The organism is Paramagnetospirillum marisnigri (assembly GCF_001650715.1).
GTDB classification, from domain to species: domain Bacteria; phylum Pseudomonadota; class Alphaproteobacteria; order Rhodospirillales; family Magnetospirillaceae; genus Phaeospirillum; species Phaeospirillum marisnigri.
In genome coordinates, this window is record NZ_LWQT01000055.1 from 93,393 (window position 1) to 111,848 (window position 18,456).

At 66.1% G+C, this 18,456-nt stretch carries 17 protein-coding genes and 1 tRNA gene; 12 read left to right on the forward strand and 6 right to left on the reverse strand.

Features of this window, described 5'->3' with window-relative positions; all coding sequences use genetic code 11:
- Positions 1-14: 14 nt before the first annotated feature.
- The 3 genes from A6A04_RS10300 to rimP are packed head-to-tail and all read right to left on the reverse strand — an operon-like array spanning position 15 to position 2,698.
- The gene (locus A6A04_RS10300; protein WP_068492526.1) at positions 15-644 is read right to left on the reverse strand and encodes an RNA-binding protein; all 630 of its coding nucleotides are present in this window, start codon (positions 642-644) and stop codon (positions 15-17) included.
- 23 nt (positions 645-667) lie between these two features.
- Entirely contained in the window at positions 668-2,179 is a 1,512-nt protein-coding gene (gene nusA, locus A6A04_RS10305) for a transcription termination factor NusA (RefSeq protein WP_068492871.1), read from the reverse strand.
- Between the two features lie 21 nt (positions 2,180-2,200).
- Positions 2,201-2,698: a ribosome maturation factor RimP gene (rimP, locus tag A6A04_RS10310; protein WP_068492528.1), complete on the reverse strand. Its 498-nt coding sequence runs from the start codon at positions 2,696-2,698 to the stop codon at positions 2,201-2,203.
- Positions 2,699-2,995: 297 nt separating this feature from the next.
- On the opposite strand from rimP, the gene A6A04_RS10315 reads away from it, so the two are divergent.
- On the forward strand, positions 2,996-5,482 hold the full coding sequence (locus tag A6A04_RS10315; protein WP_082914839.1) for a PAS domain-containing sensor histidine kinase: 2,487 nt from the start codon (positions 2,996-2,998) through the stop codon (positions 5,480-5,482).
- A 68-nt stretch (positions 5,483-5,550) separates the two neighbouring features.
- Positions 5,551-6,597, forward strand: coding sequence for an alpha/beta hydrolase (locus tag A6A04_RS10320; RefSeq protein WP_068492529.1), 1,047 nt, complete (start codon positions 5,551-5,553; stop codon positions 6,595-6,597).
- A gap of 4 nt (positions 6,598-6,601) precedes the next feature.
- Here the strand turns inward: A6A04_RS10320 and A6A04_RS10325 are convergent, their stop codons facing one another.
- Positions 6,602-7,303 carry a pirin family protein gene (locus tag A6A04_RS10325; RefSeq protein ID WP_068492531.1) on the reverse strand — a complete coding sequence of 234 codons (702 nt, stop codon included), beginning with the start codon at positions 7,301-7,303 and terminating at the stop codon, positions 6,602-6,604.
- A gap of 207 nt (positions 7,304-7,510) precedes the next feature.
- Between A6A04_RS10325 and A6A04_RS10330 the strand changes: the two genes are divergently transcribed.
- The 3 genes from A6A04_RS10330 to A6A04_RS10340 all read left to right on the forward strand — a co-directional run bounded on the left by A6A04_RS10330 (position 7,511) and on the right by A6A04_RS10340 (position 10,461).
- Positions 7,511-8,542 (forward strand): HlyD family secretion protein, encoded by a 1,032-nt coding sequence (locus A6A04_RS10330; RefSeq protein ID WP_068492876.1) that lies wholly within the window; start codon positions 7,511-7,513, stop codon positions 8,540-8,542.
- A complete protein-coding gene (locus A6A04_RS10335) occupies positions 8,539-10,104 on the forward strand; it encodes a DHA2 family efflux MFS transporter permease subunit (RefSeq protein WP_068492533.1) in 1,566 nt (521 codons plus the stop codon). The genes A6A04_RS10330 and A6A04_RS10335 overlap by 4 nt, the downstream gene beginning before the upstream one ends.
- Before the next feature lie 138 nt (positions 10,105-10,242).
- Positions 10,243-10,461: a hypothetical protein gene (locus tag A6A04_RS10340; RefSeq protein ID WP_068492535.1), complete on the forward strand. Its 219-nt coding sequence runs from the start codon at positions 10,243-10,245 to the stop codon at positions 10,459-10,461.
- A 5-nt stretch (positions 10,462-10,466) separates the two neighbouring features.
- Here the strand turns inward: A6A04_RS10340 and A6A04_RS10345 are convergent, their stop codons facing one another.
- Positions 10,467-10,823, reverse strand: a complete 357-nt coding sequence (locus tag A6A04_RS10345; protein ID WP_245651157.1) for a hypothetical protein — start codon at positions 10,821-10,823, stop codon at positions 10,467-10,469.
- A gap of 137 nt (positions 10,824-10,960) precedes the next feature.
- The gene (locus A6A04_RS10350; protein WP_068492539.1) at positions 10,961-11,749 is read right to left on the reverse strand and encodes an alpha/beta hydrolase; all 789 of its coding nucleotides are present in this window, start codon (positions 11,747-11,749) and stop codon (positions 10,961-10,963) included.
- 22 nt (positions 11,750-11,771) lie between these two features.
- On the opposite strand from A6A04_RS10350, the gene A6A04_RS10355 reads away from it, so the two are divergent.
- The 7 genes from A6A04_RS10355 to A6A04_RS10385 all read left to right on the forward strand — a co-directional run bounded on the left by A6A04_RS10355 (position 11,772) and on the right by A6A04_RS10385 (position 18,439).
- Positions 11,772-12,995, forward strand: a complete 1,224-nt coding sequence (locus A6A04_RS10355) for a glycosyltransferase family 4 protein (protein ID WP_082914841.1) — start codon at positions 11,772-11,774, stop codon at positions 12,993-12,995.
- Positions 12,988-13,914: a glycosyltransferase family 9 protein gene (locus A6A04_RS10360; protein ID WP_068492541.1), complete on the forward strand. Its 927-nt coding sequence runs from the start codon at positions 12,988-12,990 to the stop codon at positions 13,912-13,914. Before A6A04_RS10355 ends, A6A04_RS10360 begins: the two co-directional genes overlap by 8 nt.
- Complete coding sequence (locus A6A04_RS10365) at positions 13,911-14,816, forward strand: metallophosphoesterase (RefSeq protein ID WP_068492543.1); 906 nt, start codon at positions 13,911-13,913, stop codon at positions 14,814-14,816. Before A6A04_RS10360 ends, A6A04_RS10365 begins: the two co-directional genes overlap by 4 nt.
- A 65-nt stretch (positions 14,817-14,881) precedes the next feature.
- A complete protein-coding gene (thrS, locus tag A6A04_RS10370) occupies positions 14,882-16,798 on the forward strand; it encodes a threonine--tRNA ligase (RefSeq protein ID WP_068492545.1) in 1,917 nt (638 codons plus the stop codon).
- Between the two features lie 102 nt (positions 16,799-16,900).
- Positions 16,901-17,422, forward strand: a complete 522-nt coding sequence (gene infC / locus A6A04_RS10375; protein WP_068492547.1) for a translation initiation factor IF-3 — start codon at positions 16,901-16,903, stop codon at positions 17,420-17,422.
- 116 nt (positions 17,423-17,538) lie between these two features.
- Positions 17,539-17,628 (forward strand) — tRNA-Ser (locus tag A6A04_RS10380).
- Positions 17,629-17,851: 223 nt separating this feature from the next.
- Positions 17,852-18,439 (forward strand): hypothetical protein, encoded by a 588-nt coding sequence (locus tag A6A04_RS10385; protein WP_068492549.1) that lies wholly within the window; start codon positions 17,852-17,854, stop codon positions 18,437-18,439.
- The last annotated feature ends 17 nt before the right edge of the window (positions 18,440-18,456 follow it).

An 18,456-nucleotide genomic window follows, 5' to 3' on the forward strand; every position in this document is an offset into this window, starting at 1 on the left:
CCGATAGTCATCTCTCAGCCGGTTCCGGCGACATCGCCGGTCCCGTCGTCGCGAAATCCCGCTAGCATCGCTGCCTCGGCCAGAAGCCTGAGGGCCAGCTTGCCCGGGGAAATACACCCATGCACGGCCATGTCGCGGCCGAAGACGGGGCCAAGCTCGGCACCGTCAAAAAGCTCAATCACGGCCAAGCCGCCCCCCAGCGCTCGAACCTTTTCGCGGCCATCGCGGGACGCGTCCCGCGCCGCCAGCACCACGGCGGCTCGTCCGGCGCGCACCTCGGCGCAAACCTTCTCGAACCCCGTGACCGCCTGGCCGGCGCGACGCGCCAGGCCTATGGCATCCAGACACCGGCGGGCCAGCAAGGCCTCGATCCGGTCGGCCAGATCATCCGGCACGCTGACCTGACGGCGCGCCGCCTTGGCGAAAAGCCGTTTCGCCAGGGCCGTATTTACCACATCCCGGCGGGGGCTCAACCAGATTCCCCGCCCGGGAAGACCGTGCCCCAAATCCGGAACCAGCGATCCGTCCGGCCCGACGACGAAGCGCAACAGCTCGCCCTTGGGCCGGATGGCGCCGGTGGCGATGCATCGCCGCTCCGGTCCGGTCATCTCGTCCTCGTCCTCGTGGTCCGGGCTGTCGGTCATGCCGCCGGTCCCGGCCCGTCGTCTCAGCCCTCGCCCTCGAACCAATGGGCGCGCGCCGCCATGATCACGGCATTGGCCTCGTCCTCGGTCATGGCATCGCGGCCGACGATGTCGATCAGTTCGTCCGAGGCCAGATCGCCCAGGTCGTCCAGGGTCTTGACCCCCTTCTCGCCCAGCTTGACCAGCATGATCGGAGCCAGGCCCTCGATGCCGGTCAGTTCGTCGGCGACGCCCAGATCCTTGCGCATCTGGTCATAGCGTTCGTCCTGCTCGGCCAGGAAGTTGCGGGCACGGCCCTGCAGCTCTTCCGCCACGCCCTCGTCGAAGCCCTCGATCTCGGCGATGTCCTCCAGCGGCACATAGGCCACTTCCTCCACCGAGGAGAAGCCCTCGGTCACCAGCAGATGGGCGATGACGTCGTCCACGTCCAGGGCGTTGATGAACATGTTGGAGCGCGAGCGGAATTCCTCGGTGCGGCGCTCGGATTCCTCGGCCTCGGTCAGGATGTCGATGTTCCACTGGGTCAGCTGGCTGGCCAGGCGGACATTCTGGCCGCGCCGCCCGATGGCGAGCGACAGCTGGTCGTCGGGAACCACCACCTCGATGCGGCCGGCTTCCTCGTCCATCACCACCTTGGTGACCTCGGCCGGAGCCAGGGCGTTCACCACGAAGGTGGCGATGTCGGGCGACCACTGGATGATGTCGATCTTCTCGCCCTGCAACTCGGCCACCACCGCCTGGACGCGCGAACCGCGCATGCCGACGCAAGCGCCGACCGGGTCGATGGAGGAATCGTGGGACAGCACGGCGATCTTGGCGCGCGAGCCGGGATCGCGGGCCACCGCCTTGATCTCGATGATGCCGTCATAGATTTCCGGCACTTCCTGGGCGAACAACTTGGCCATGAACACCGGATGGGTGCGCGACAGGAAGATCTGCGGGCCGCGCGGCTCGGCGCGAACGTCGTAGATATAGGCGCGCACGCGGTCGCCGGTGCGGAAGGTCTCGCGCGGGATCAACTCGTCGCGGCGCAGCAGGCCCTCGGCGCGGCCCAGGTCGATGATGACATTGCCGAACTCGACGCGCTTGACCAGACCGTTGCTGATCTCGCCGATGCGGTCCTTGTATTCGTTGAACTGGCGCTGGCGCTCGGCGTCGCGCACCTTCTGGACGATGACCTGCTTGGCGGTCTGCGCCGCGATGCGGCCGAAATCGATGGGCGGCAGCGGGTCCACCAGGAAGTCGCCGATGGCGGCGTCGGACTTCTTCTTCAGCGCCTGCTTCAGGGTGAACTGGGTGGCCTCGTTCTCGACCTCTTCCACCACCTCGATGAAGCGGGCCAGCTGAATCTCGCCGGTCTTGCGGTCGATATGGGCGCGAATATCGTGTTCGTGGCCGTATTTGGAGCGACCGGCCTTCTGGATGGCCTGCTCCATGGCTTCAAGCACCTCGTCGCGGTCGATGCCCTTGTCCCGGGCGACGGCGTCAGCCACCTGCAGGAGTTCGGGGCGGGGAAGTGCGGCGATCCGTTCCATGGTCATCGTACTCGTTCGTCCTCAGTCTTCTGTCTGGTCCCGCATGGTCGCGGCGATCAACTCGTCGGTCAGCACCAGCTTGGCGCCCCTGACATCCGCCATGGGAATGGCGACTTCACCGGTCTCGACGCCCAGGCGGACATTGCCCGCCTCGTCCAGACCCAGCAGCTTGCCCCGGAACCGCTTGCGGCCGTCGATGGGCTGGCTGGCCTCCATCTTGGCCTCGAAACCGGCCCAGATCTCGAAATCCTTGGCCCGGGTCAGCGGCCGGTCGATGCCGGGCGAGCTGACCTCCAGGGTGTAGGCCGCCGAGATGGGGTCCTCGACATCGAGCAGCGCCGAAATCGAGCGCGAGATATCGGCGCAATCCTCCACCGTCATCATCACGCCGTCCTTGCGGTCGGCCATGACCTGCAGCGTCAATCGCTGCTTGCCCTGAAGCTGAACGCGCACCAACTCGTAGCCCATGGCATCGAGGGACGGCGCGATCAGGGCCTCCAAACGGCTTTGAAGATCCATACCCTGTCGCCTGCGACCGTAGCGGTCCCTAAAAAAGAAAAAAGTGGGCCAATGGCCCACCCTCACAATCCCGTCGAGCGGGCACGTAAGAATGTGTCTAGGCGCATAATAACCAAAACGCGCCGTGAGGCAAGGGTGTTGTGACTCCGCCCCCGTTCGCGGCGGGCCACGGCGCTTGCGCCGCCCGGCCGCTTGCGGCACTTTGGGACCGGCCAGAGCCGGATGCTTCGAGAGTGATCACCCGGCGAACGCTCTCGAAACTGAATCCGTCCCACTTCAATAGGCTAGAGTGGTGCCATGCGCGCGGCTGTCGCGGCCATAACGGTTTTTGTGCTGACAAGCGGTGCGGCCCTCGCCCAGGACGCCCAGGGAACGGCGCCGTCTTCGTCGGGCTGGCTGGACCCGACATCGGCGGCCATGGGCGCCCTGGTGGTGCTGTTGCCCGCCTTGGCGGCCCTGGCGGGGCTGCGGCTGCGCATGGCGGCGTGGGAGCGCGAAGCCGCCCGCGCTCAAACCGAAACCGAACGATTACAGGAAAGCCTGCTGGCCGCCCCCGATGGCTTCTATGCCTGGCTGGGCGAGCGCGAAATCTGTTCGCGGCGCCTGGCCGTGCTGCTGGGCCTGTTCGCCGGCACCGACTCCACTTTCATGGACGTGCTGGAATCCTTCACCGCCACCGATGCCGCCCGCCTGGACGGAGTGTTGCGCCAATTGCGCCAGGACGGGCGCGGCTTCGAGATCGAGATCAGCCTGCGCGACGGATTGCGGCGGGTGCGCGCCTCGGGCGTGCGGGCCGCCGATGCCGATGGCACCCCCCTGGCCGACCTGGTCTGGATGCAGGATGTGACCGAGGGCGCCGCGGTGGAGGAGGAACTGGCCGAACGCATCGACGGCATGGCGGCCGAGCGTCAGCGTCTGGACGGACTGCTGGGCGTGCTGCCGGTGCCGGTCTGGGTCCGCGACGATGACCTCTCCCTGGTCCATGTCAATCGGGCCTATGCCCGCTCGGTGGATGCCGCCAGCCCTCAGGCGGCGGTGGCCGGGCAGATCGAGCTGGCCTCGGAGGGCTCGGTGCGCGAGGCGAGGGCCCTGGCGGCGCGCGCCCGGGCGGCGGGCGAATCCCGCTCCGAGCGCTTCCACCTGGTGCTGGGCGGCCAGCGCCGCTTCACCGAGATCACCGAGGCGCCGTTCGAGACCGGCGACGGCGAGCGCCTGACCGCCGGATACGCCATGGACCTGACCCCCATCGAGGAGCTTCAGGCCGAACTGGCCCGTCACGCCACCGCCCATGCCGAGGTGCTGGAGCATCTGGCCACCGCCATCGCCATCTTCTCCACCGATACCAGGCTGACCTTCTTCAATACCGCCTTCGTGCGGCTGTGGCGGCTGGAGGAGGAGTGGTTGCGGGCCCAGCCCACCTATGGCGCGGTGCTGGACGCGCTGCGCGAGCGCCGCCTGCTGCCCGAGGCCGCCGATTACCGCGCCTATAAGGAAGACGAGCTGAAGCGCTTCATCTCGCTGATCGACGCCGCCGAGACCCTGCTGCACCTGCCCGATGGCCGCACCCTGCGCCGGATGATCTCGGCCCATCCCTATGGCGGGCTGATCTTCACCTATGAGGACGTCACCGATACCCTGGCGCTGGAACGCTCGTTCAACACCATGCTGGCGGTGCAACGCGAGACCCTGGACCACCTGCATGAAGGCGTGGCGGTGTTCAAGGGCGATGGCCGCCTGCGGCTCTACAATCCCGCCTTCGCCCGGATCTGGTCGCTGAGCGAGGCCAGCCTGGCGGGCGAGCCCCATCTGGCGGAACTGGTGGAGGCTCATCGGCCGTTCTTCGAGGGCCGCCCCGATCGCGCCTCGGACTGGCCGCTGGTGCGCGAGCGGCTGATTGCCCTGTTCAACGACCGTGTCCCGCGCGAAGGCCGCCTGGAACGCTTCGACGACACCATCGTGGATTTCGCCTCGGTGCCGTTGCCCGACGGGGCCCTGCTGCTGACCTGGCTGGACGTCACCGACACCGCCCGGGTGGAAAAGGCGCTGCGCGAGCGCAACGAGGCGCTGGCGGCCGCCGACACCCTGAAAAGCGAGTTCATCGCCAATGTCTCGGCCGAAGTGCGAAAGCCGCTGACCACGGTGATCGGTTTTTCCGAAATGCTGTCGGCCGAGTATTTCGGCAAGCTGAACAAGCGCCAGCACGAATACGCCCGGGGCATCACCGAGGCCGGCCAGGGCTTGCAGGCGCTGATTTCCGACATTCTCGACCTCGCCGCCATCGATGCCGGGCAGATGCGCCTGGAACTGGATACCGTGGACGTCCATCCCATGCTGTCGGCGGTGCTGGGGCTGGTGCGCGAGCGGGTGCGCGAGAAGAAGCTGTCGCTGGATTTCGACTGTGCCCTGAACATCGGCTGGATCGTCGCCGACGAACGCCGCCTGAAACAGGTGCTGTTCAATCTGATCGGCAACGCGGTCAAGGATTCCCCTTCCGGCGGACGGGTGCTGGTGCGGGCCGAACGTCGCGGGGCGGAAATCGCCTTCACCATCGCCGATTCCGGCCCCGGCATGACGCCGGAGGACAAGGCCCGGCTGTTCGACGGCGATGCCTATCGCCGCCGCTCCGAGGTGGTGCCGGTGGGCGGCGGACCGGCGGCCGGGCTGGGTCTGGCCCTGGTGGAACGCTTCGTCGACCTGCATGGCGGGCGCATGGAGGTGGCCACCGCTCCGGGCGAGGGCACCACCGTCACGGTGCGGCTGCCCTCGGGCGCGGGCACGGTGTGAGACGGGGTGTTTACCGGCGGTGGCGAAGCCGCCAAAATGGACGAATGACGGTGGGGGAGGAGACACGAATGAGCCGCAGACTGTTGGGATGGATGTGGAGTCTGGCCGTGGTGGCGGGGGCCATGGTGGTCGGGTTGGTGGGACCGGCCGACGCCGCCGCGGTGATGACCGAGGAGTTCACCATCAGCGGCCACAAGCCCGATGTCCGGCTGTATCTGCGCAACAAGCATCCCGATGAGCTTAACAACGCCAAGGCGAACAAGACGGTGCTGTTCATCCACGGCGCCTCCTATCCCGCCCATTCCTCCTTCGACCTGGCGGTGGAGGGCAAGAGCTGGATGGACTGGATGGCCGAGCGCGGCTTCGACGTCTATGCCCTGGATATCCGCGGCTATGGCAAGTCGAGCCGCCCCGCCGCCATGAGCCAGACCCCCGAGGCCAATGCCCCGGTGGTGGATACCACCCAGGCGGTGGAGGATGTCGCCGCCGCCGTGGATTTCATCCTGTCGCGGCGCAGTACCGACAAGCTGGTGCTGGTGGGCTGGTCATGGGGCGCCACCGTGGCCGGAACCTATGCCACCCAGACCCCGCAGCGGGTCGAGCGTCTGGTGCTTTACGCCCCGCAATGGCTGCGCGATGTGGCGCCGCCATCGGAAGCCGACATCGCCCGGGTTCCCGCCTGGCGCAGCGTCGATCCCCGCCTGGCCCGCGACATCTGGCTGAAATCGGTGCCCGAGGCCAAGCGCGACACCGTCCTGCCCAAGTCGGTCTTCACCACCTGGATGAATGCCACCCTGAACAGCGACAAGGAACCGGCGATGCCGGGCACGGTGCGCGCCCCCAACGGGGTGGTGGCCGACACCATGAAATATTGGGCCATGGGCAAGCCGCGCTGGAAACCCGAATCCGTGTCGGTTCCCTGCCTGGTGATCCAGGGCGAATGGGATTCCGAGGCGCCGCCCGCCATGGGCATGACGGTGTTCAACCGACTGAGCCAAACCCCGCTCAAGCGCTATGTCATGGTGGGCGAGACCACCCATGCCGCCCTGTTCGAGGCCAACCGCCACCAGTTGTACAACGCGGTGAAGGAATTCCTGGAAACGCCCGTGCAGTAAGGGATCAGCCCAGGTCGAACAGCAGGAACTCCGAGTCCTCCTCGGCCTGGATCATGATCTCCGTCATATGCTCCAGGGCGGCACCGTCACCCTGGACCAGGGGGGTGCCATTGGCCTGGATGCGGCCGCGCACCATCTGGATCCAGGCGCCGCGTCCCGGCGCCAGGGAGTGGCCGAGGCTGGACCCCGCCGACAGCACCGAGGCGTAGATGGCGACGTCCTGGTGCAGCACCACCGAGCCGTCGCGGCCATCGCGCGACGCGATCAGCCGCAGCCGGTCGCGCTTGTCGGCGTCATCGAAACGGGCTTGACGGTAGCCCGGCGTCAGGCTCCGGGCCTCGGGCAGGATCCAGATCTGCAGCAGCCTCAGCGGCTCGGTGGCCGAGGCATTGAACTCGCTGTGGCGAACTCCGGTACCGGCAGTCATGGCCTGCACGTCGCCGCGGACGGTGATGCCGTGGCCACCGGTGCTGTCCTGGTGTTCCACCCCGCCCTCGGTGACATAGGTCAGGATTTCCATGTCGCGGTGGGGATGGGTGGGAAAGCCCGCTCCCGGGGCGATCCAGTCGTCGTTGATCACTCGCAGCGCCCGGAATCCCATATGATTTGGATCATGAAATTCCGCGAAGGAGAAGCTGTGCCGCGAGTCCAGCCAGCCATGCTGGCCATGGAAGCGGGCGTCGGCGGGGCGTAGGGTCATGGTCATGGCGATACCTTCCGAAAATGGGGGGCACCACTGTGCCGCTTGCTTGCCTAGAAGATAGGCCTTGGACGCCGATGGGATAATCCTTCAATTGAAAATCGCAACGTTGCGAGATCGGCAACAATGATTCTGTGCCTTGGCATTGACTCCCGGCGGCGGGTACGTCTATAAACTGAACTGAACGGTTCAGTTTAAGATATGTGGTCCATCATGAAAAAGCCCGTCGCCGCCCTCATGGTTCTTGGCCTGCTCGCCGGGGCGGGCTGGACCGCCAGCCGCTGGGCCAGCGACTGGCGCTGGCAGGAAGCCACCGACGACGCCTATGTGGACGGCGACGTCACCGCCATCCTGCCCAAGGTTTCCGGCTATGTGGTCGAGTTGCGGGGCCAGGATAACCGGCCGGTGGCCAAGGGCGAGGTGCTGCTGCGCATCGACGACCGCGATTACCGCGCCAAGGTGGAAGAGGCCCGCGCCCAGGTGGCGGCGCGCATGGCCCAGCTGATCCAGATCGAGGACCGGGAAGCGGTGCAGCGGTCGGTGATCGCCCAGTCCGGCGCCACCATCACGGCGGCGCGGGCCGATGTGGTCCGCGCCAGGGCCGATTTCGAGCGGACCCAACGCCTGGTGCGCGAGGATTTCGTCAGCCGCCAGCGTTTCGACCTGATGGCCGCCGACGCCGCCAAGGCCCAGGCCAGCTTGACCGGATCGGGCGCCGGGTTGCAGGCGGCGCAGCGGCAACTGGCGGTGCTGGCCTCGGAAAAGGTCATGGTCCAGGCCCAGATGGAACAGGCCAAGGCCGCCCTGACCCTGGCCGATACCGATCTGGAAGCCACGGTGGTGCGGGCGCCGGTGGACGGCGTGGTGGGCAACCGCGCCGTACGCGACGGCCAGTATGTGCGGCCGGGCCAGATGCTGATGGCGGTGGTGCCCTTGGGCCGCGTCTGGATCGACGCCAATTTCAAGGAAACCCAGCTGGGCCGCATCCGGGCGGGGCAGAAGGTGCTGATCAAGGTCGACGCCTTTCCCGGCCAGTCCATCACCGGCCGGGTGGACAGCTTCGCCCCCGCCACCGGGTCCAAGTTCAGCCTGCTGCCCCCGGAAAACGCCACCGGCAATTTCACCAAGATCGTGCAGCGGGTGCCGGTGCGCATCCTGCCCGATGACGACAATGCCCTGAAGGGTCTGCTGCGGCCCGGCCTGTCGGTGGTGGTGACGGTGGATACCAGGGACCCGCCGCCGTGACCACTCCCCTTTCCCCCCAGGACAGGGTCGTCTCCACCAAGGACTGGATCGCCTTCCTGGCCATGGTGCTGGGCATGTTCATGGCCATCCTCGACATCCAGATCGTCGCCAGTTCCATCGCCCAGATCCAGGCGGGGATTTCCGCCTCGACCGAGGAGGTCAGCTGGGTCCAGACCTCGTATCTGATCGCCGAGGTGGTGATGATCCCGCTGTCGGGCTGGGCGGCGCGGCTGGTTTCGACCCGCATCCTGTTCTTCGCCTCCTGCGTCACCTTCACCCTGGCTTCCGCCGCCTGCGCCGCGTCCTGGTCCATCGAGTCCATGATCGTGTTCCGGGCGATCCAGGGCTTTCTGGGCGGGGCCATGATCCCCACCGTCTTCGCCACCACCTATATGATCTTCCCGCCCCGCATGCAGGCGAGCCTGTCGGTGGTGATCGGCCTGGTGGCCACCATGGCGCCCACCATCGGCCCCACCCTGGGCGGCTGGCTGACCGAATCCTGGAGCTGGCACTGGCTGTTCCTGGTCAATGTGGTGCCCGGCGCGGTGGTGGCCTCGCTGGTCTTCGCCTTCGGACGGCGCGAGGCGCCGCAATGGTCCATGCTGAAGGGCTTCGACGCCGCCGGAATCGTGCTGGTGGCGGTGTTCCTGGGCTCGCTGCAATACGTGCTGGAGGAAGGCCCCGGCGACGACTGGTTCGACGATGGCCGCATCGTGCTGATGAGCCTGGTCTCGACCTCGGCGGGTCTGGGCTTCGTCTGGCGGGAACTGCGCGCCAGCCATCCGGTGGTGGACCTGCGCGCCTTCGCCGACAGCAATTTCGCAGTGGGCTGCCTCTATTCCTTCATCATCGGCATCGGCCTTTACGGCTCGGTCTATGTGGTGCCGCTGTATCTGGGCCGGGTGCGCGGCTATTCCGCCCTGGAAATCGGCACCACCATGATGGTCACCGGCCTGTTCCAGGCCCTGTCGGCGCCGCTGGCGGGCAACCTGGCCCGCCACATGGACCTGCGCCACATGCTCGGGCTGGGGCTCGCCCTGTTCGGCGGCGGGTTGTGGCTCAATTCCGCGCTGACCTCGGAATGGGGCTATTGGGAAATGTTCCTGCCCCAGGCGGTGCGCGGTCTGTCGCTGATGTTCTGCTTCGTGCCCATCAACGCCGTGGCCCTGGGCCATCTGCCCCCGGGCCAGGTGCAGAATGCCTCGGGTCTGTACAATCTGATGCGTAATCTCGGAGGTGCCATCGGTCTGGCGGTGATCAATACCGCGCTGACCCATCGCCTCGACCTCCATATGAGTCGCCTCGGCGACCATCTGACCGCCGCCAATGGCGCCGCCTTAGGCCTGCTGGACGAACTGACGGCCCGGCTGCAGCCGATTCTCGATGGGGCCGCCGATCGGGCCGCCCTAAAACTGCTTTGGCAGTTAACGCGGCGGGAAGCCACCACCCTGGCCTTCGGTGACGTGTTCATGATGATGTCCACGGTGTTCGTCCTGGGGCTGCTGCTGCTGCCACTGCTGCAGAAAGTCGGTCACCCCAGCGCGGGCGGCGGCGACCACTGAAGACGGGGCGGAGTCGTTTCGATCTCGACACGGCGACCGTTTCGCGTGTAAATCCATCCTGGGAAGGGAAGGTTCGACACATCGAATGAGGGTGATGGTGCAAGTCTATAAGGCGGCGTTTGGGGCCGTTCAGGGCCAATGAGCCTGTTTTCACGCGGTCGCGGCGGTGAAGAGGTCGGCCCGGGGCAGATTTTTCGCAAGATCGGGACCTATGGTGCCGACTGGCGGGTGGAACGGGTGTTCGACTATCCCGATATTCCTCGCCATGTCCGTCTGGTGGATCAGGGCAGCGGCCGCGTCATGACGGTGGCGCTCAGCATGCTGCTGGATCCGGAGATGTTCCAGCGGACCGGCTGACCGGTTCAGCGCGGTTGGCAATCCGACTTGTTCTGGAAATACTTGTCGATCAGGGCGCCGTAATCGGTCAGCAGCAGCGCGTCGCGCTGGCGCACGGTCACCTGGGTGTCCGAACCACCGCGCAGGAATTCCACCACCAGGAAATACTCGGTGCGCACCACCTGCTCCATGGTGCCGTTCAACTCGGAGCGGGCATTGCCGCTCTGGCTGTCGCAGCGATAGTGGAAGCCGAGCCCGCCCGCGCACCACATCAGCATGCGCGCGGTCTTGGCGCAGGCCTGGTCGGGTGGCAGGGAAATGCGCAAATTGGTCATGCGTTCCGCATTGACGCGGGTGGCCTCGACGCTGCGGTCAGGACTCACGATCGAGCAGCCCCCGACAGCCGCCACACCCACCATCATCAGCAACCAATTCCGTATCATGCGGCAATCCAAGTCCATGACCGGACGCAGCCTAGCGCGTCTGGCGGCGGAACGGAACTAGGGTCTTTGCTCTATGTTTATCGGATGGTAGACAAAAGACTGTCCACCACCCGGCACAGCCGGGCGATGTCCTGGTCGCGGGACAAGCGGTGGTCGCCGTCCTTGACCAGCACCACCTCCACATCCTCCGAGGCAAGGCAATCGCTGATGGCCAGGGCGGTGCGCCACGGCACATCGGCATCCTGCTGGCCATGGATCAGCCGCACCGGGCAGGCGATATTGATGGTGTCGCGCAGCAAAAGGTGATTGCGCCCGTCCTCGATCAGCGAGCGATGGACCCGCCAGGGATTTTCGGGTTCGTAACAATTGGGCAGGCTGACTTCGCCCGTTTCCAGCAATTGGCGGCGCTGCTCGAAGCTGAAATCGGCCCACATCAGATCCTCGGTGAAGTCCGGCGCGGCGGCCACCCCCACCAATCCCACCACCCGGTCGCGCAGCTCCAGCGCCGTCAGCAGGGCAATCCAGCCGCCCAGGCTGGACCCCACCAGTACCACCGGACCCTGGGTCAGCTGCTCGATCACCGCCCGCGCGTCCTCGGCCCAGCGGCCCACGGTGCCGAACAGGACATCGCCCGAGGACTGGCCATGGCCGAAATAATCGAAGCGCAGGAAGGCGCGGCCCTGCTCGCGGCACAGGGCCTCCAGGGCCAGGGCCTTGGTGCCCGTCATGTCGGAATGATAGCCATGCAGGAAGACGACAGCGGGGTTTTTGCCCTCCAGCCTATGGTAAGCGATTGTCGCGCCGTCCGGGCGTGATACACTCCCGCCCCCTACGGGCATCGCGTCTGCATCCCGATCATTCGTCATGGCAAGAGCACACCTTCAGTCAATGTCCACGGACCCCACTACGTCAATCGATGCGCCGTCGCCCCAGGCACGTCAACCCCTTCCCGATGGCCAGCGGCCGCCGGTGGTGTTGCAGGTGCTGCCCGCCCTGGTGACCGGCGGCGTCGAGCGCGGCGCGGTGGACATGGCCATCGCCCTGGCCGAGGCGGGCTGGACCGCCATCGTCGCCTCGGAAGGCGGCCCCATGACCCGCGAACTCAGCCGGGTGGGCGCCGAGCACATCACCTTGCCGCTGGCCAGCAAGAATCCGCTGGTGATCCGCAAGAACGCCGACCGGCTGGCCGAGCTTGTGACGCAGCGCGGCGTCGACATCCTGCACGCCCGCTCGCGCGCCCCGGCCTGGAGCGCCCTGATGGCGGCGGAGGCCACCGGCTGCCGCTTTCTCACCACCTTCCACGGCACCTACAATACCGGCGGCTGGTTCGGCCTGAAGAACCGCTACAACGCGGTGATGACCAAGGGCGAGCGGGTGATCGCCATCTCGGAATTCATCGCCGAGCATGCCAGGCGGGTCTATGGCCTGGACCCCGACCGCATCCGGGTGGTCCATCGCGGCATCGACCTGGGCCGCTTCGACCCCGCCCGGGTCAGCCCTGAACGCATCATCCAGCTGGCGCAGAAATGGCGGCTGCCCGACGGCCATCGCGTCATCATGCTGCCCGGCCGCCTGACCCGCTGGAAGGGCCAGTCGGTGCTGATCGAGGCGCTGGCCCTGCTGGGCCGCCATGACGTGCGCTGCCTGCTGGTGGGGTCCGACCAGGGCCGCACCGGCTATCGCGAGGAGCTGGAGCAACTGGTCCGCCGCCGCGATCTGGTGGACGTGGTCCACCTGACCGGCGAGTGCAACGACATGCCCGCCGCCTATATGCTGACCGACGCGGTGGTGTCGGCCTCCACCGATCCGGAAGCCTTCGGCCGGGTGGCGGTGGAAGCCCAGGCCATGGGCCGCCCGGTGATCGTCACCGCCCACGGCGCCACCGGCGAAACCGTGCTGCCCGGCCGCACCGGCTGGCTGACGCCTCCGGGCGATCCGGAAGCCCTGGCCCAGGCGCTGGACCGTTTCCTGGCCCTGTCGGCGGAGGAACGCGGCGGCATGGCCCAGGTGGCCATCGAGCATGTGCGGGCCAATTTCAGCAAGGAAACCATGTGCGCCAAGACCCTGGAGGTCTATCGCGAAGTCCTGGGCCTTGCCGCGGCCGATGCCTGACACAGAAAACATTCTCGTCATCAAGCTGGGCGCCCTGGGGGATTTCGTCCAGGCCATGGGGCCCTTCGCCGCCATCCGCGCCCATCACCCCGACGCCCATATCACCCTGCTGACCACGGCGCCCTTCGCCGATCTGGCGCGGGCCTCGCCCTGGTTCGACGAGGTCTGGATCGACACCCGCCCCAAGGCCTGGCAACTGGGCCGCCTGCTGGCCTTGCGCGCCCGCCTGCGCGGCGGCAATTTCTCGCGGGTCTACGATCTCCAGACCTCCGACCGTTCGTCCTCCTATTTCCGCCTCATGGGCCGCAAGCCGGAATGGTCGGGCATCGCCAAGGGCTGCTCGCATCCCCATGCCAATCCCCGGCGCGATTCCATGCACACCATCGAGCGCCAGCGCGAGCAACTGGCGACGGCGGGGGTTGCGGCGGTGGCAGCGCCCGATCTCGGCTGGGCCAAGGCCGATCCCGGCCGCTACGGCCTGTCGGCGCCCTTTGCCCTGCTGTGTCCCGGCGGTGCCGCCCACCGTCCGGCCAAGCGCTGGCCGTCCGAGCGCTTCGCCGCCCTGGCCCGCTGGCTGGCGGAACGGGAACTCACGCCAGTGCTGCTGGGCACCGACAAGGAAGCGGCCGAACTCCGGGCCATTGCCGAGGCCTGCCCCGATGTCGTGGATCTATGCGGCAAGACCTCGGTGCTCGACATCCTTGCCTTGGCGCGCCAGGCGGTGGCGGCGGTGGGCAACGATACCGGCCCCATGCACCTGATCGCCGCCGGGGGCTGCCCATCGGTGGTGCTGTTCTCCCACGAGTCCGACCCGGCGCTGTGCGCGCCGCGCGGCCGGGTCACGGTGCTGCGCCGTCCCAGTCTCGCCGACCTGGAAGAATCCGAAGTGCAATCCGCCCTGGAGCGGGTACTGCCGTGACCTGGCTGGAGCAGAGACGACGGGCAGAGGAGCGGCTGCACCGCGAGCGGTGGCGGCGTAATCCCCAGGGAGAGTTTCTCAGTCCGCCCTACACCTTGATCAACAACGGCTTTTCCCTCGCCTTCAGACTGAGCGGACTTTACGATCGCGGCCGCCGCAATGCCCTGAACTTCCATCTGAACGAGATGGAGATCCGACATCCCGCCCTTCCCCTTGGCCTCGATGGGATGCGCATTCTATTTTTATCCGACTTGCATGCGGCCTCGGTCCCCGAAATATTCCCAGCGGCAGCCCATCGTTTGGATGGGGTGAAGTACGACTTGGCTGTGCTGGGAGGCGATTACCAGAGCTTTGGTCAACCGTCCGCCGACCAGACCATATCATTGATGGAACCTCTGTTGGCGGCCTTGCGCCCGACTTTCGGAATTTATGGAGTGCTTGGCAACCACGATCGGCACGACATGGCAGGGGCGCTGCTCCGGCGCGGCGTCAGACTTCTGGTCAATCAAAGCGCCGTGATCGAGATTGGCGGCGACCGGTTGGTGCTGGTGGGAACCGACGATGTCAATTGCTTCTATACGGAAGAAGCTCTGTCTGCCCTGAAGAATGCGCCCCATGGATTCAGGATTGCACTGGTTCACAGCCCTGAATTCGCGGACCAGGCCGTCGCAACTGGAATGAACCTCTATCTCGCTGGGCATACTCATGCCGGTCAGGTGTGCCTGCCCGGTGGCCGCCCGATCCTGACAGCCCTGCCGCGACTTAAGTCCCTGGCTGCCGGCCATTGGAATCATCACGGCATGCGTGGCTATACCAGTGCAGGTCTCGGTTCGGGAACGCCGCCGGTGCGATTCAACTGCCGCCCCGAGATGGCGTTGATCACCTTGCGGCGCATTTCTTGACTCCGTGGCGTTTCCCCGTAGAGTCCTTCCCCCTGTCAGCGCTTGCAGCCCGAAGAGAGAGTTCCATGGTCGCCATTACCCTGCCCGACGGCTCCGTCCGTCAGTTCGATGCCCCGGTGACGGGTCTGGACGTGGCCAAGTCCATCGGCCCCGGCCTGGCCAAGGCGGCGCTGGCGGTGACCGTGGACGGCGAGATGAAGGATCTCGCCACCGTGCTGGACCGCGATGTGGCTCTGTCCATCATCACCGCCAAAAGCGGCCCCGACGCGCTGGAGCTGCTGCGCCACGACGCCGCCCATGTGATGGCCGAGGCGGTGAAGGAACTCTATCCCGAGACCCAGGTGACCATCGGCCCGTCCATCGAGAACGGTTTCTACTACGACTTCGCGCGGCCGACCCCGTTCGGCCCCGAGGACCTGGAGAAGATCGAGAAGCGCATGGCCGAGATCGTCGATCGCGACGAGGCCATCACCCGCGAGGAATGGGACCGCGACGAGGCGGTCAGGTTCTTCGAATCCCTGGGCGAAAAATACAAGGCGGAGATCATCGCCTCGATCCCCACCGACCAGAAGATCGGCCTGTATCGCCAGGGCAATTTCATCGATCTGTGCCGCGGGCCGCATCTGCCGTCGACCGGCAAGCTGGGCAAGGCCTTCAAGCTGATGAAGCTGGCCGGCGCCTATTGGCGCGGCGATTCCCGGAACGAGATGCTCCAGCGCATCTATGGCACCGCCTGGTTCGACAAGAAGGACCTGGACGCCTATCTCACCATGCTGGAAGAGGCGGAAAAGCGCGACCACCGCCGCCTGGGCCGCGAGATGGAGCTGTTCCACCAGCAGGAGGAAGCCGCCGGTTCGGTGTTCTGGCACCAGAAGGGCTGGCAGCTCTATCGCACGGTGGAAAGCTATATGCGCCGCCGCCTGGAAGCCAACGACTACCAGGAGGTCAAGACGCCGCAACTGGTGGACTTCTCGCTGTGGGAGGCCTCGGGCCACGCCGACAAGTTCTCCGAGTCCATGTTCACCATCAAGACCCAGGACGAGCGCCATCTGGCGGTGAAGCCCATGAACTGCCCCTGCCATGTGCAGATCTTCCGCCAGGGCATCAAGAGCTATCGCGACCTGCCGCTGCGCATGGCGGAATTCGGCTCGTGCCACCGCTACGAACCCTCGGGTGCCCTGCACGGCATCATGCGGGTGCGCGCCTTTACCCAGGACGACGCCCATATCTTCTGCACCGAGGACCAGATCACCTCGGAGACCATCGAATTCTGCCAGTTGCTGAAGGAGGTCTATACCGATTTCGGCTTCACCGATGTGCGGGTCAAGTTCTCCGACCGTCCGGCCAAGCGGGCCGGGTCCGACGAGACCTGGGACAAGGCGGAAAGCGCGCTGCTGGAGGCCGCCAAGGCCGCCGGGCTGGAAACCATCCTCAATCCGGGCGAGGGCGCCTTCTACGGCCCCAAGCTGGAATTCGTGCTGCGCGACGCCATCGGCCGCGACTGGCAGTGCGGCACGTTGCAGGTGGATTTCGTGCTGCCCGAGCGGCTCGACGCCTCCTATGTGGCCGAGGACGGCGGCCGTCGCCGCCCGGTCATGCTGCACCGGGCCATCCTGGGCTCGTTCGAGCGCTTCCTCGGCATCCTGATCGAGAATTTCGCCGGTCGCTTCCCGGTGTGGTTGGCGCCGACCCAGGCGGTGGTGGCCACCATCGTCTCCGAGGCCGACGACTTCGCCGTTGAGGTCCAGGCGGCGCTGAAAGCCGCCGGAATCCGGGCCGAACTCGACTTGCGGAACGAAAAGATCAACTACAAGGTCCGGGAACACTCGGTGGCCAAGGTGCCGGTGATGCTGGTGGTGGGTAAGCGCGAGGCCGAAAGCCGCCAGGTCGCCATCCGTCGCCTGGGAAGTCAGAGTCAAGAAATTGTTGCGCTGGATCAAGCAGTCGCTACACTTGCCAGGGAAGCGACCCCGCCCGCGTGACGGGGTCTCGCCGTTCAAGTCGGCGGTCCGGCTCGCGGAACGAGCGCCCGGACCCGTCGGCGTACTCGAAACGATGGAGACTGTTCTATAGCTAGGCCCCCAATGCAGACGCCGCCCAAGAATGATGGGCCGCGCGTCAACCGCGAGATCGATGTGCGTTCCATCCGCCTGGTGGGCGCCGACGGAGAAATGATCGGAGTCGTGACCCTGCGCGAGGGTCTGACCATGGCCGAGGAAGCCGGTCTCGATCTGGTCGAGGTCTCCCCCAACGCCGATCCGCCCGTCTGTAAGATTCTGGACTTCGGAAAGTTCAAGTACGAAGACCAGAAGAAGAAGAATGCCGCCCGCAAGAAGCAGAAGGTCATCGAGGTCAAGGAAATCAAGCTGCGGCCGAACATCGACGACCATGACTATGACGTCAAGATGCGCAGCATGCGGAAATTCCTCGAGGAAGGTGACAAGGTCAAGGTGACGCTCCGCTTCCGTGGACGCGAACTGGCCCACCAGGATCTCGGCATGAAGGTGCTGGAAAAGGTCAAGGAAGACCTGGACGATCTCGGCAAGGTCGAGCAGCTCCCCAAGATGGAAGGCCGTCAGATGGTGATGGTGATCGCGCCCCGCTAAGGCTGGCGCGACCCTCGTCAACTTCTTGCGATGCCGGGACTAAAGCGGGTTGCCTCGTCCCGGCCTTTGCGCTATTTTCCGCGCCTCCCCACCGACCCGGGGATCAAGCGACCCTTGGAGGGGTGGCAGAGTGGTCGAATGCGCCGGTCTCGAAAACCGGTATGGGTGCAAGCTCATCGTGGGTTCGAATCCCACCCCCTCCGCCATCCAAAAGAAAAGGCCGTCCCTGTGACGGCCTTTTCTTTTGGACAGGTGCGGGGAGCGGACGGCTTCACCAACACCATTCACCGCTTCGTGTTTAGTCCTGGGGGGCAGGGGCAATCTGAATCCCGCCGGGACCGGCATCCCCCGACTCCCAGTCGGCTTGACGGATGGCCGCGACCTGCCAATATGGTCGGAAGTCCTCTCCAGCCAAGGGATTCCCTTCCCATGAAGCACTTCCACCTGGTGGTGGTCGTGATGGCCGCCCTGGCCGCCACCGCCTGCCAGACCGTCCCGCCCATGCAGAAGCTGCCCGAGATCAGCTTCACCAGCCAGCGCCCCTTCCAGCTGAATGTCGGCCAGTTGGAAATCGTGTCGGAATATGCCGCCCCGGGCCGCAGTCCCAATATCGAGCATCTGATGCCGGTATCGCCCGAAGCCGCCATCCAGCGATGGGCCCAGGACCGCCTGCGTCCCATGGGCAAGACCGGGCTGGCCCGGGTGGTGATCCGTGACGCCAAGGTGGTCGAGGTGCCCCTGGCCATCGACAAGGGGGTCAGCGGTTCCTTCAAGAAGGAGCAGGAATACCGCTATGACGCCGCCTTGGACGTGGCGGTCCAGATCCTTGACGCCCGCCAAATGGTGATCGGCGAGGCCCTGGCCAATGCCACCCGATCGCGGACCGTGCCCGAGGGTCTGAGCATCAACCAGCGTGACCGGATCTGGTGGGAAATCACCGACGCCCTGTCCCGCGACATCGACGAGCAATTGACCCCGCTGATCCGCGGCTATCTCAACCGCTGGGTCATTCAGTAGAACCGCCGTGGCGCGGC